The sequence below is a fragment of the Bacillus sp. EKM206B genome, assembly GCF_011066015.1.
Classification (GTDB): Bacteria; Bacillota; Bacilli; order Bacillales; family Bacillaceae; genus Bacillus; species Bacillus velezensis.
Map to the genome: position 1 here is coordinate 11,715 of NZ_JAAMNL010000004.1, position 14,139 is coordinate 25,853.

The following is a 14,139-nucleotide window of genomic DNA, read 5'->3' on the forward strand; positions in this document are numbered from 1 at the left end:
ACAAAAAGCCTCGTTTCTCAAGCTGAGAAATGAGGCTTTTGTTTATTCTGCACTGTATTCAGATGAGGTTTTTTCAGACGTTAATGACGCAAGCGAAAGCACACCGCACATCGCGATGACAACACCCGCTGATCCGATCCATGTCACTGATGCAAGAGACAGATGAGTGACAACAATGCCCCCGATGCCCGCACCGGCCGCCATAGCCAGCTGCATCACAGACTGGTTGAGGCCAAGTAATACACCCGATGATTCAGGCTCCATCGTTGCCAAATGATACTGCTGAGCAGGCCCAGATGACCAGGCGGCGAAGGACCAAAACATAAGCACTGCCGCCGCTCCGAAAGCAGAATGTGTGACAAACGGCAATAACATGAGCATGATAGCATGAAGCGCCATTCCGCCGGTTAATGTCATACGCGCCCCCCATTTGTCTGCGCTGAAACCGCCTGCTTTAGAACCGGCAAGACTTGCAACACCGAAAATAAGCAGCAATGTACTCAGTATTCCGCTGCCGATATAAGTGACGTTCAGTAAATACGGAGAAAGGTACGTATACGCAACCGAATAGCCTCCGAGCCAAAAAAACGTAATGGCCAGCCCGACAGCCACCTTTCGTTTCTTCAAAAGAGAAAATTGCTGAATGAGCGGCACCGGTTTATCTCCTTTTATCTCAGGCAACGCGAAACGTATAATAAGCATGGCAATGATTCCGATTGCCGCAATTCCGGCAAAAACCACCTTCCAGCCAAAAGCTTCAGACACGGTTCTTCCGATCGGAACACCGATAATGAGCGCCGCCGTAAACCCCATAATGACGGTTGCGAGAGAACTTGCCTGTTTTCCCGGGGGAGCGATTTTTGCTGCGATCGTAAGCGCGGTGACCACCACAGTTCCTGCTCCAAGCGCCATGATCACCCGCGCTCCCGCAAATAAGCCGAATCCCTGCACAAGGAAAGAAATGATATTCCCGATAACAAACAGCCCCAGAGCATAGATCATGAGCTTCCTTCTGTCCAGTTTTGCTGTAAGGGCCATCATGACAGGCGTTCCGATTGCATAAACAAGCGAAAAAATCGTAATCAGCTGCCCTGCCGCTGCCACAGTAACTCCCAAGGAACCTGCAATTTTATCAAGCATCCCTGATATCACATATTCAGACGTCCCCACTAAAAAACTAATAATTGCCAAAATGTAAATCTTCCAGGTATTTTGCACCTGACACACTCCTTCATTGATGATTTATATAAAGATATATTGTGATATATCGATATAAAGAGTTGAACAAACAGAAACAAATCGCAATATGTCGATGTGTAGTCGGAAAAAGAAACTGAATCCCTCTTCTAAAGGATTCAGCCCTACATTTCGCGCTGAAAATAATCGGCCATCGCCTTTATCGCGTCTTCATCTCTTTTATAATAGGTGTATTTGCCAATCCGTTTTGTTTGGATAAGGCCCGCCCGCTGAAGGATGGAAAGATATTGAGACGCCGTTGACTGTGTCATCTGAAGCTTATCGGTGATCTGGCTGACACACACTCCGATCTCATTCATATCAATGCCATCGTGCGGTGCGAAGTGACGGTCCGGCTCTTTCAGCCATTGCAAAATCTCAAGCCGTGACTCATTAGACAACGCTTTAAAAACATCAATAGGTTTCATACGCTTTATTATATCGTGATTTTACGATATGTCAATATTGTTTTTATTCAATCTCTATTTTTTGTTTTGCCTCTCTTATGATCCGGGAAATAAAATCACTCACATTCTCTTCAAATGTGTCTTCCCGCCCGTATTGCCGTACATGTACAGATTGATGGCGGCACTCTTGATCTCCCACAACAGCAATATACGGTATTTTTTTCATTTGTGCTTCTCTGATTTTATAGCCGAGTTTTTCATCGCGCTCATCAAGCTCAGCCCGGATACCCGCTTTCTTTTGAGAATAACCGGAACGAAAAAAATTGGCGTACACAGCTGTCCTGTTTTCTCATCTTCCGTTCGGTAATGCTTTTAATCCATTCAGCAGTTCTTCAAACGCCGATGTCAAAAATAAATCACTCCGGTAGATGAATGATATATTCATATCCCGAAAATGTTCAGGGAGCTCATGAAGAAAAAGATTTTTCCTGTTTTGAAAATAACGGACGGCTGATGCAGGCAGAAAGGAAACCCCCATCCCCGCCTGCACCGCCCCAATAATGGCTTCCAACGTACCGAATTCAATGATTTTATGTGCGGGCACTGCCTCTTCTTTCAGTATGTTTTTTATTTTGCGGCGGTGCGAACAGCCCGCGGCAAAATACAGAATCGGATCTCGCAACAAGTCTTGCAAACTGCCTTCCCGCTTATTTGAGACCAAGACCAATTCTTCTTGAAATACAGCGACTTGCTCAAGATCTTCGTATTCGACCGGTCCATAAACAAAAGCGCCGTCCAGCTCATAGTGTAAGACGCGCTGCACTAAGGTATGTGTATCACCGGTTGACAGAGACAGCTGTACTTTCGCGTAACGGCTGCAATACTCCGTGAAAAATTGAGGGAGATGGACGGCTGCCGCCGTTTCAAGAGAACCGATTCGAAGCGGGCCGTTCGGATCGCCTGCCTCTTGCGCCGTTTTTTGCGCCTCATGCAGCAATTGAAGGATTCTGTCTGCGTCTTTTAATAAGTTTTCACCTGCGGGCGTCAGCGTCATCCCCCGATTTGTGCGGTAAAAAAGCTGTGTTTGCAATTGCCGTTCCAGCTGCTGAATCCGGTTTGTCACATTTGATTGAACATAATGCAGGCTTTCTGCCGCCTTTGAAATACTTCCTTTGCGGGCGACAGCCTGAAAAATCTTTAAGTCTCCGCTTTCCATGTAAGGGCACCTTCTTGCTATGATTTTTATTGATAGCCGGCTATCAATTTTCATTTGTTTACTGCAGCTGATACAGCCTGTAAAATCTTTCTCATCAATCATAAAGGAGAGAAGAATGATGAATGCTCTTATCATACACGAAAATGGCTTTGATTTCAGGCAGGCACCTGACAAACGGCCGGGAAACGGCGAAGTAAAAATAAAGCTGAAAACAGCCGGATTAAACCATCGTGATTTGTTTTTAATGAAAAAACACGAAACCGGAAACCATGAATTTACTCTCGGTTCAGACGGCGCGGGAATCGTAACCGAAATAGGACATGGCGTCCGGTCTCATTTACTGCATGCAGAAGTCATCATCAACCCGGTGCTGAATTGGAAGACTGTTGAGGACGTACCAGCCGTCCCTGATATTTTAGGAGGTCCGAGCGACGGAACATTTTCACCTTATGTCATTGTTCCTGCGGAAAATGCCGTTTTAAAACCGGAACACCTGACTTGGGAGGAAGCGGGCGTGCTGCCGTTATCAGCATTAACCGCTTATCGCGCCTTATTTACAAAAGGACAATTAAAAAAAGGCGAACACCTTATCCTTCCGGGCATCGGAAGCGGCGTGGCAACATATGCCTTATTAATGGCAAAAGCTATCGGAGCGACAGTCAGCGTCACTTCCCGCAGCGAAAACAAAAAACAAACCGCACTGTCATACGGTGCAGACCGGGCGATTGACAGCTACGGTGACTGGAATGAGGCGCTGAATGGCGAAAAAGCAGATATCATACTTGACGGTGTAGGCCCCGCCTTGTTTCAACACTATCTTGACATTATGAAACCGAATGGCCGGATCGTAACATTTGGCGCCAGTTCAGGCGATCAGCTCGGATTTCCTATTCGTTCGCTGTTTTTTCCGCAGATTCATATTCTCGGTACATCAATGGGAAGCAATGAGGAATTCGCGGATATTCTGGAATTGATAAACCGCTGCGGCATCCGTCCCATTATCGACCGCATGTACCCTCTCAGTGAAGCAGCTGCCGCTTTTAACAGAATGCGGGAAGGACGGCAGTTCGGCAATATCGGCTTTCGTATAGATGTCTAAAAAAGAGGAGCGGACCCGTCCGTTTCCTTATTTGTTTATGAGTTTTTCCGCTCTGACATACTCTTGATAGGCTTCTTTCAAATAAACAAAAAAGTGTTTACCCCCGGCTTTTAAAACTTTTCGATGATAGAGCCACACGACGGGTAAAGTGCCCGTCAATAAAATAAAGCGGGAAAACACAGCACACGTATTGGTGATCTTTAAGCGGCGCCGGCCGAACTTGTGCAGTGCTTCCGCTTGAAATTCAATATGTTTTTCTTCATCAATTAAAATCTGCCCGCAAATTGATCGCAGACACACAGAGCCCGTCACGTTTTTTAAGGCGTCATAATAAACGGCGGCGATGATTTCCGCCGTCAGCAGCACCGTGATCGACTGCTCAAGGCTTGCAAATCGTCTCAGTCTGCGGAAGATTTGATCAACCCAATGCTTTTTCAGCTTTGGGATATTGTGCCGGTTCATGAATATTTCCAATTCACCCGCATGCCTTTGTTCTTCCTGAATAAATAAAATCAGCGCTTCCAGATAACTTTTGTCAGCACAATCCTTTAAGAAACGTTTTGCAGCAGCTATCAAAAACAGAAATTCTGAACTTTCGCCGATTTGAAACTGCTGAACTGAAGAACAAATAACGCGGCGCTCAGTTTCAGAAAGCTGATCATATTTACAGTTCAGTTCCTTGACTGCTGATTGATTTCTACGAAAATAATCTCTCCACCCTGTAAAACAAAATTCCATTTGTTATCCTCCATTCCCATCACGTTACCCTTATATGACCAATACAGGAAGAAGGAGATTTTGTTTCAATACGAAAAACCGGCTGATCTCAGCCGGTTTTATAAATAAACCCCTTTATTTACGGTAAAACAGTGCTCCCCATTAAATAACTGTCGACTTCGCGCGCTGCTTCCCGGCCTTCATTAATCGCCCATACAATCAGGCTTTGGCCCCTTCTCGCATCCCCTGCGGCGAAAACACCGTCAACATTCGTTTTATAATCCCCATATGCCGCCTGAATTTTATGATTTGCCGAATCGACACCGAACTGTTTCAATAATGGCTGTTCTGTCCCTTCAAAACCGATGGCGATGAACACCAGCTGAGCAGGCCAGACTTTTTCTGTACCGGGCAGTTCATGAAATTCATACTTTCCGAATTCGTTTCTGACTTTTTCCATTTGAATGGTGTGAATCTCTTGTAAGCGGCCCTGCTTATCGGCCACCATTTTTGTCGTCTGAATTGAATACTCTCTCGGGTCTTTGCCGAACTTTGCCTGCGCTTCTTCATAGGCGTATTCAAGGGTAAAGACGTGCGGCTGTTCAGGCCACATATTGTCGTTCGTGCGCGTTTGAGGAAGTTTAGGATGTTTCCCGAACTGGTGCACGCTGCGCGCTTTTTGGCGCAGCGCGGTTGCCACGCAGTCAGCTCCTGTGTCTCCTCCGCCGATTACGATGACGTCTTTCCCTTTAGCGTCTATATATTGTTTGTCTTTAAAGTTGGAATCTAAATAGCTTTTCGTCGCCAGTGTTAAATAGTCCATCGCATAATGGACGCCTTTTGCTTCCCGGCCTTCAATCAGCAGATTGCGCTGCTTTTGGGCGCCTGTGCACAAAATGACGGCATCAAATTGATCTTTCAGCTCATCTGCCGTTATGTCAACGCCGATTTCGGTATTTGTTACAAAATCTATACCTTCCTGCGTCAAAAGTTTAATACGGCGTTCGACGACACTTTTCTCAAGCTTCATGCTCGGAATGCCGTACATCAGCAGGCCTCCCGCTCTGTCAGCACGCTCATAGACCGTTACGGAATGACCGGCTTGGTTCAGCTGATCAGCGCTTGCCAGACCTGCCGGGCCTGAACCGACGACAGCGACTTTTTTACCTGTGCGTTTCGCTGGAATTCTCGGCTGAATCCATCCATTTTCAAAACCTTTGTCAATGATCGTCCGCTCGATGTTTTTAATTGAAACAGCCGGATCTGAAATAGCCAGCGTACAAGATCCTTCACAAGGAGCGGGACAGACCCGCCCTGTGAATTCAGGAAAGTTATTCGTTTTCAGAAGGCGCTCCAAGGCTTCTTTCCAGCGCCCCCGATAGACGAGGTCATTCCACTCCGGTATCAGATTATAAATCGGGCAGCCGGACGTAAAACCGTTGATATCAGCGCCGATTTGGCAAAACGGTGTGCCGCAATCCATACACCGCGCCCCCTGCCGCTTTGACGCTTCATCTGAAAACGGAGCCGAATACTCTTTCCAATCCTTTAAGCGAGTGAGAGGGTCCCGCTCAGCCGGTTTTTCTCGTTTTTCTTCCATGAATCCAGTTGGTTTCCCCATGTTCCTCTCCCCTTTCTTACTGTACTACCGCTTGTTTTTGATCTTTGGCAGGCGTTTGGAGGACCTTTGTATTGGCTTCAAAAGCATACATAATTGCGTCTTCTTCTGATAAACCCGCCGCTTTTTGTTCTTCGATGCTGAGGAGCATTTGTTTATAGTTTTTCGGAATGACTTTGATAAAGGTTTCTGCGGCTTTTTCCCAATTGTCCAGGAGATCCGCGGCTTTTTTGCTGTTTGTCAGCGCCGCATGCCGTTTGACCATTTCTTGCACTTCTTTGATTTCCGCCTCATCCGTCAGCTTTTCAAATGAAATCATTTCCATGTTGCATTTGCGTTTAAATGCTTTGGCATCATCACTCAGGACGTATGCGATACCGCCTGACATTCCCGCCCCGAAGTTTTTGCCGACTTCGCCGAGGACGACAACCCGGCCGCCTGTCATGTATTCACAACCGTGGTCTCCGATACCTTCTACAACGACATTGACTCCGCTGTTACGGACTGCAAAACGTTCACCGGCGCGCCCGTTAATGTATGCTTCCCCGCTTGTTGCTCCGTAAAATGCGACGTTCCCGATAATAACGTTATCGTGCGTTATACAATTGAAGGCATCAGGCGCTTTCACGATGATTTTTCCGCCTGAAAGCCCTTTGCCTACGTAGTCATTTGAATCCCCGTTCAAATGAAGCGTCATCCCTTTAGGGACAAATGCTCCGAAACTCTGTCCGGCTGATCCGGTAAAATGAAGTCTGATCGTATCATCCGGCAGGCCTTCCGCTCCGTAGCGTTTAGAAATTTCACTTCCCGTCACGGTTCCGGCTACGCGATTTGTATTATTGATCTTGATTTCAGCTTCCGCTTCCTGACCGGCTTCAATTGCAGCCTGCACCGCCGGAAGAATAACCGTCATATCAAGCGACTCGTCGATTTTATGGTTTTGCGCCGTACGGAAAGTGCGTACGCCTTCAGGCTGGTACAGCAGTGTGGATAAATCAAGCTGGCCCGCTTTCCAATGCGCTTTCGCACGTTTACTGACATGAAGAACGTCTGTCCGTCCGATCATCTCATCAAGCGTCTTAAAGCCTAACTGCGCCATATATTCACGCACTTCTTCTGCGACAAACAGCATGTAGTTTACGATATGGTCAGGATCGCCCATGAATTTTTTACGAAGCTCCGGGTTTTGCGTCGCGACACCTACAGGACATGTATCTAAATGGCAGGCGCGCATCATGACGCAGCCGAGAACGACAAGCGGCGCTGTAGCAAAGCCGAATTCCTCCGCACCGAGCAGGGCAGCCATCACGACATCTCGGCCTGTCATCAGCTTACCGTCCGTTTCCAATACCACGCGATCCCGTAAACCGTTCAGCATCAGCGTTTGGTGAGCTTCTGCAAGACCAAGCTCCCACGGAAGACCCGTATGTTTAATACTTGTTTTCGGCGACGCGCCCGTTCCGCCATCGTAGCCGCTGATGACGATGACATCCGCAGTGCCTTTTGCCACACCGGCCGCAATCGTGCCGACACCGGCTTTTGACACGAGCTTCACGCTGATACGCGCGCTTCGATTCGCATTTTTCAAATCATGAATCAGCTGCGCCAAATCTTCAATTGAATAAATATCATGGTGAGGAGGCGGTGAGATCAGCCCTACACCTGGAGTAGAACCGCGGACATCCGCGACCCAAGGATATACCTTGTTGCCCGGAAGCTGACCGCCTTCTCCCGGCTTCGCCCCTTGCGCCATTTTGATCTGCAATTCATCCGCATTGACGAGATAATGGCTCTTTACGCCGAAACGGCCGGAAGCAATCTGTTTAATCGCACTTCTTCTGTCGTCGCCATTTTCATCCGGAACGAAACGTTTCGGGTCCTCGCCGCCTTCTCCGCTATTGCTTTTTCCGCCAAGCCTGTTCATCGCTATCGCTAAAGCCTCATGGGCTTCCTTGCTTAATGAACCGAATGACATCGCTCCTGTTTTAAAACGTTTCACGATGGAAGCAGCTGATTCAACTTCCTCTAATTTTAAAGGCTTGCGGTCTTCTTTGAAGGCGAACAGATTGCGTAAAAATCCGATTCGTTCTTCATCCGCTGCATGAGAATACTGCTTAAACAGGCTGTAATCATTTTTGCGGCAGGCCCATTGCAGCGTATGGATGGTTTTCGGGTTGAAAGCGTGGTGCTCTCCTCCGTTCCGCCATTGGAATTCACTTCCCGGATCAAGGGTTTGGCTGTAATCATCCTTGTACGCCGCTTGATGGCGCTGTTTCGCTTCTTGCGCAATCGTCTCGATATCGATTCCGCCAAGCTGAGATGCAGTACCGGTAAAGTATTTAGCGATAACGTCTTCACCGATGCCGACCGCTTCAAAAATTTGGGCGCCCCTGTAACTTTGCACAGTTGAAATCCCCATTTTTGACATCACTTTCACGACGCCTTCTGTTACGCTCTTTCCGTATTTGCTGACAGCTTCTTCATACGGAATATCAAGCCGGCCTTCATCGATTTCCTGCTTATACGTAGCGTAAGTCAAATACGGATTGACAGCATCTGCACCATACCCGATGAGAGCCGCAAAGTGATGAACTTCACGCGCTTCCCCGGATTCAACGATAATGCTTGCTTTTGTTCGCAGGCCTTGACGGATCAAATGCTGATGCAGCGCACTGACGGCCAAAAGCGGCGGAATCGGCGTCAATTCCTTACTCATTGCCCTGTCAGATAAAATTAACAGAGATACGCCTTCCTTGATCGCTTTTTCCGCTTGCTGAAACAAATCCTTCAGGCCTTTTTCTAGGTCATCGGAAAACAGCGCGCGGATGTTCTGGCTCTTAATGTCAGGATGCACAAGTGTTTTCAGCGCATAAAACTGTTCGTTTGATAATACAGGAGTATACAATTTTATGCGGCGTGCATTTCTTTCACTCGGATGCAGCAGATCGCCTTCAGCTCCGAGCCATGTCACCGTGGAGGTCACAAGCTGCTCGCGGATCGCGTCAATCGGCGGGTTTGTGACTTGCGCAAACAGCTGTTTAAAGTAATGAAACAGTGATTGGGCGCGATCGGATAAAACGGCGAGCGGCGAATCATTTCCCATAGAGCCGAGCGGGTCCTTGCCTTCTTTAATAACAGGAATTAAATACTTCTGAATATCTTCATACGTATAGCCAAACGCTTTTTGACGGACGAGAAGATCATCGAATTGTTCCTCTTCCCGGATCTCCGGATCAGGATTCACTTGAACCAATTCTTCTTCAAGCCATTTTTGATAAGGGAATTCATTGGCAATTTCTGTTTTCACTTCTTCATCTGAAATAATCCGGCCTTCTTCTAAGTCAATGAGCAGCATTTTTCCGGGCTCCAGACGTTTTTTATGAAGAATGTTCTCCTGCTCTACTTCAATAACGCCGACCTCGGATGAGAAAATAATATGGTCATCTTTTGTCACATAGTAACGTGCCGGACGCAAGCCGTTACGGTCAAGGATGGCGCCGATCTGTTTTCCGTCCGTAAACGAAATGGCGGTCGGCCCGTCCCACGGCTCCATTAAAGAGCTGTGATATTCATAAAAAGCCCGTTTCGCTTTAGACATGTGAGTGTTTTCCGTCCATGGTTCCGGAATCAGCATCATTGCCGTATGTGCCGGTTTCCGCCCTGCCATCACGAAAAATTCAAACGCATTATCAAGAATGGATGAGTCACTGCCCTCAGCATTTAGAATCGGCAGCACTTTGTGAAGATCGTCTCCGAAGCTTTCTGAAACGAACTGCTGCTCCCTCGCTCTCATCCAATTGATGTTACCCCGGAGCGTATTGATTTCTCCGTTATGAATCAGATAGCGGTTCGGATGAGCACGTTCCCAGGTTGGAAAGGTGTTTGTGCTGAACCTTGAATGCACAAGTGAAAATGCAGATACGAAGGTTTCATCCTGCAAATCCAAATAAAAAGCGTCAACCTGCTCAGGCGTTAACAACCCTTTATAAACAATAGTCTGGCTTGACAAGCTTGCGAAGTAAAAATCAAGCTGTTCTTGAACGCCCCAATTTTCCGCCTGCTTCCGGATGACATACAGTTTGCGTTCAAAAGCAAGGCTGTCTTTCAAATCGTTTGCGGCGCCGATGAATACTTGACGCACATATGGGCAAGTGCCTTGTGCCACTGTTCCGATTTTTCCGACATTTACAGGGACGGTTCTCCAGCCGAGAACGATCTGTCCTTCCTGCTCAATGAATGCATTTACCTGTTTTTCGATCTTTTTTCTTTCCTCTTCATTTTGCGAGAAAAAGACCATTCCTACCCCGTAACGGCCTTTTTCCGGCAGTCTCATTTCTCCGCACTCTTTCTTAAAAAAAGCATCAGGGATCTGAACCATCAGGCCGGCGCCGTCACCCGTATTCGGATCACTGCCCTGTCCTCCTCTGTGATCCAGCTGGCAAAGCATCTTCAGTCCTTTTTTGACAATGTCATGTGAAGGTTTCCCTTTTAAATGGGCATACAAGCCGATTCCGCATGCATCGTGCTCAAATTCCGGACGGTAGAGACCTTGTGCTTTCGGCATTTGATTGTAAGTCATAATTCCTCTCCCCCGATCAGTTTCCGTTAATTATCGGTCATAAAATCTGACAACTTTAAATTAATTGTAAGTTTTCAAAACAATATAAACAATATATAATTTAGATCAAATACATCTCAAAATGAGATAGATGGGTGTGAACGCAATGGAATTACGCCAGCTTCGGTATTTTATGGAGGTAGCAGAACGGGAACATGTGTCAGAAGCGGCTGATCATCTGCATGTCGCACAATCCGCCATCAGCAGGCAGATTGCAAATCTTGAAGAAGAGCTGAAAGTCACTTTATTTGAACGGGAAGGCAGAAATATTAAATTAACGCCGATCGGCAAGCAATTTTTAGAACATGTTAAAACGGCGATGAAAGCAATTGATTACGCGAAGGAACAAATTGATGAATATCTTGATCCGAATCGCGGAACCGTCAAAATAGGATTTCCGACGAGCCTTGCAAGCCAGCTTTTGCCGACGGTGATTTCGGCATTTAAAGAGGAATACCCGAACGTTGAGTTTTTGCTCCGTCAGGGGTCTTATAAGTTTTTAATTGAAGCCGTAAGAAACAGAGATATAGATGCGGCACTGCTCGGCCCCGTTCCGACGGAATTCCCCGACATAACAGGCAATATCTTATTCACGGAAAAGATTTACGCGCTTGTACCGCTGCACCACCCGCTTGCCAAACAGAAAAATATTCATTTAATTGATCTTCGCGGCGACCAATTTGTTTTATTTCCTGAAGGATTTATTCTCCGCAATATGGCGATTGACGCTTGCAGACAGGCCGGCTTTGCGCCGCTTGTATCGACGGAAGGCGAGGATTTAGATGCCATTAAAGGATTAGTCTCCGCGGGGATGGGAGTTACTTTATTACCCGAAAGCACCTTTGCAGAAACCACACCCCGGTTCACGGTCAAAATTCCGATTGAATTTCCTCAAGTGAAGCGCACCGTAGGCATTATTAAACCAAAAGGAAGAGAGCTGGCTCCGTCTGCAAATGATTTCTACCATTTTGTCATTCAATTTTTCTCCAAACTTGAACAATATCAATAAAAAACAAACCCGAGCTTCAAAACGAAGCCTCGGGCTTTTTCATATTTTTATAGATCTTTCTCAGCCGATCGGAATGGATAGTTCAACGTGGCAGACAAACGCTTCCGGATCAATGACTGATTGATCGGTCTGTTTGTGCGGCGTTTCTTTAAATGTCTTCAGCTGGGCTGAGGAATAGTTGACGATGCCGAGTCCGAGCTCTTCTCCCTGCTGATCAAGCAGCCTGACAACCGCTCCGCTGCTGAATCTGCCCTTAATCTGTTCGATATCCTGCGGTGACAGCGCCAAATTTCCGTTCGCGACATCACGGCTGCTTTTCTTTTCCATCACAATTTCGCCTTCGGGGCCGGAATTAAATGCAAGCCATTGTTCTTTGTGGTTTAACGGCAGGGTTCCTTCCGCTTCAAAATAAGTTCCTTCAGCCGCCTCATCTACCGCTTGAAGCAGAATGTCCGGAATGTTAGCCTGCCCGAGAAAGCCTTTAATACCGGAGGCCATCACAATTTTAAAAGCATCTAGTTTCGAACGCATTCCGCCGGTTCCCATTTCACTCCCGGCATCTCCCGCGCTTGCTTCTATTTCCGGAGTAATGTCACTTACATGTCTGATTCTTTTCGCTTTCGGGTTGCTGCGCGGATTATCATCATATAAACCGTCAATGTCTGATAAAATCACAAGCATGTCGGCATCAATTAAACCTGCCACCTTCGCTGCGAGTGTATCGTTATCTCCGAATTTCAGCCGGTTGACTGTGACCGTGTCATTTTCATTAATAATCGGAATAATGCCTCGTTCCAAAAGGACGTTCATCGTATTGCGCACATTATGGTAGCGGTATTCATCGGAAAAGTCGCTTCTTGTAATTAATATTTGTGATGCGACATAACCGTGCGCTAAAAACAGCTTTGAATAAGCCTCCATTAATAATCCCTGCCCGATGGAAGCAGAAGCCTGTTTTTCAGGGAGGCCTTCCGGTTTCTGAATAAACCCGAGCTTCCGATAACCTGCCGCCACTGCGCCGGAAGATATTAAAATCACTTCATAGCCGCTGTCTTTCAGCTGTGCGATTTGATCCACCAATGCTTCCAGCTTTCTTCTGCTGATTTCCCCGTGCAGGCTCGTCAGTGAGCTGCTTCCGATTTTCACCGCGACTCTTTTGATCTTCGTCCGAGACGTCACTGTATCACTCCTGTTTCTTAACGATTATAGTGCTGCCGTTTTTTCAATTGTTTTGCTGATCTCAATAGAACGTTCGGTCGCATGTTTAATGGCTTTGGCAATGGCTTCTCCGCCGCCTTCTGACCTGAGCGCATCGAGGCCGGCTTCCGTCGTGCCGTTTGGAGAGGTGATGTTTTCCCGAAGCACATCCGGTTTTTCACCCGTTTCCATCAGCATTTTAGCAGCGCCCAATAACGTTTGCGCGCCGATTTTGCGGGACAGCCGTTTGTCTAAGCCGGCTTCTTCACCTGCTTTTTCAATAAACTCCATTAAATAATAGAAGTACGCCGGTCCGCTGCCTGCGATGCCGGTGAAAATGTCCATCTGATCTTCCTTGATCACGTACACTTCCCCGAGGCATTCCAAAAGGGATACCACGGTTTTTGCTGAACCGTAAGAGACATGGTCTCCGAAAGCCGCAGCTGTTGCCGATTCGCCGATCATGCTGGATGTGTTCGGCATCACTCTTACAACTGGCTGACGGTCATGTAATGATTGTTGTATAAATGAGGTTGTTATGCCTGCCAGAACAGACAGGATGATTTGATGAGGTTGGATACGCCGTTTCAGCGTAGCAAGAGCGATTTCAGCATCCTTCGGTTTCATGGCTAAAATAAAGACATCAATGTCTTCGGTTTTCATGCTGTCAAAAGCAATGCCTTGAATTCCGTATTGATGTTCCAATTCAGCGAGTCGCTCTGTATTGCGGCGGTTTGTCACGCAGATGTTTTGGTTGGGAATTTTTTTTGCGCGGACCATGCCTGATATCATTCCTTCAGCCATTGATCCTGCTCCGATAAAAGCAACTTTCTTTTGATCTAAGATCGGTAACATCTCCCTTGTTCGTATTTTGTTCGTATTTTTCACACGTTTTTTATGTTACCACTTCAAGAGTCGATGTCAAGTTTGAAGGTTTTATTGATATGTATTGTTCCGAGCCTGTTATTATGTATAATGAATCACAGAACAAACCTTTAGAGCCCGGGAGGCCGGGTGCGTTC

Annotated in this window: 10 protein-coding genes and 1 pseudogene; 2 read left to right on the forward strand and 9 right to left on the reverse strand. The window is 46.9% G+C overall.

Annotation, left to right across the window (positions count from 1 at the left end; all coding sequences use genetic code 11):
- Nucleotides 1-42: 42 nt before the first annotated feature.
- From G9F50_RS08890 to G9F50_RS08905, 4 genes and pseudogenes are all read right to left on the reverse strand, one after another.
- Nucleotides 43-1,218 carry an MFS transporter gene (locus G9F50_RS08890; protein WP_060562919.1) on the reverse strand — a complete coding sequence of 392 codons (1,176 nt, stop codon included), beginning with the start codon at nucleotides 1,216-1,218 and terminating at the stop codon, nucleotides 43-45.
- A gap of 143 nt (nucleotides 1,219-1,361) precedes the next feature.
- Entirely contained in the window at nucleotides 1,362-1,664 is a 303-nt protein-coding gene (locus tag G9F50_RS08895; RefSeq protein ID WP_003153841.1) for an ArsR/SmtB family transcription factor, read from the reverse strand.
- Between the two features lie 43 nt (nucleotides 1,665-1,707).
- Nucleotides 1,708-1,941: pseudogene (locus tag G9F50_RS08900) on the reverse strand (His/Gly/Thr/Pro-type tRNA ligase C-terminal domain-containing protein); the annotation flags it as partial.
- A gap of 51 nt (nucleotides 1,942-1,992) precedes the next feature.
- Nucleotides 1,993-2,859, reverse strand: coding sequence for a LysR family transcriptional regulator (locus tag G9F50_RS08905; protein ID WP_053285515.1), 867 nt, complete (start codon nucleotides 2,857-2,859; stop codon nucleotides 1,993-1,995).
- A gap of 118 nt (nucleotides 2,860-2,977) precedes the next feature.
- Between G9F50_RS08905 and G9F50_RS08910 the strand changes: the two genes are divergently transcribed.
- Entirely contained in the window at nucleotides 2,978-3,958 is a 981-nt protein-coding gene (locus G9F50_RS08910; RefSeq protein ID WP_060562917.1) for a zinc-binding dehydrogenase, read from the forward strand.
- 27 nt (nucleotides 3,959-3,985) lie between these two features.
- Here G9F50_RS08910 and G9F50_RS08915 read toward each other — a convergent pair whose 3' ends face one another.
- The 3 genes from G9F50_RS08915 to gltB form a co-directional block, all read right to left on the reverse strand.
- The gene (locus G9F50_RS08915) at nucleotides 3,986-4,696 is read right to left on the reverse strand and encodes a hypothetical protein (protein WP_060562915.1); all 711 of its coding nucleotides are present in this window, start codon (nucleotides 4,694-4,696) and stop codon (nucleotides 3,986-3,988) included.
- 118 nt (nucleotides 4,697-4,814) lie between these two features.
- A complete protein-coding gene (gene gltD / locus G9F50_RS08920) occupies nucleotides 4,815-6,296 on the reverse strand; it encodes a glutamate synthase small subunit (protein ID WP_012117713.1) in 1,482 nt (493 codons plus the stop codon).
- 16 nt (nucleotides 6,297-6,312) lie between these two features.
- Complete coding sequence (gene gltB, locus G9F50_RS08925) at nucleotides 6,313-10,872, reverse strand: glutamate synthase large subunit (protein ID WP_060562914.1); 4,560 nt, start codon at nucleotides 10,870-10,872, stop codon at nucleotides 6,313-6,315.
- 145 nt (nucleotides 10,873-11,017) lie between these two features.
- On the opposite strand from gltB, the gene gltC reads away from it, so the two are divergent.
- The gene (gene gltC / locus G9F50_RS08930; protein ID WP_003153836.1) at nucleotides 11,018-11,920 is read left to right on the forward strand and encodes a glutamate biosynthesis transcriptional regulator GltC; all 903 of its coding nucleotides are present in this window, start codon (nucleotides 11,018-11,020) and stop codon (nucleotides 11,918-11,920) included.
- A gap of 60 nt (nucleotides 11,921-11,980) precedes the next feature.
- Here the strand turns inward: gltC and proB are convergent, their stop codons facing one another.
- Both proB and proC read right to left on the reverse strand, forming a co-directional pair.
- Nucleotides 11,981-13,099 carry a glutamate 5-kinase gene (gene proB / locus G9F50_RS08935; protein WP_060562913.1) on the reverse strand — a complete coding sequence of 373 codons (1,119 nt, stop codon included), beginning with the start codon at nucleotides 13,097-13,099 and terminating at the stop codon, nucleotides 11,981-11,983.
- 24 nt (nucleotides 13,100-13,123) lie between these two features.
- A complete protein-coding gene (gene proC / locus G9F50_RS08940) occupies nucleotides 13,124-13,972 on the reverse strand; it encodes a pyrroline-5-carboxylate reductase (RefSeq protein ID WP_063124861.1) in 849 nt (282 codons plus the stop codon).
- Between the last annotated feature and the right edge of the window lie 167 nt (nucleotides 13,973-14,139).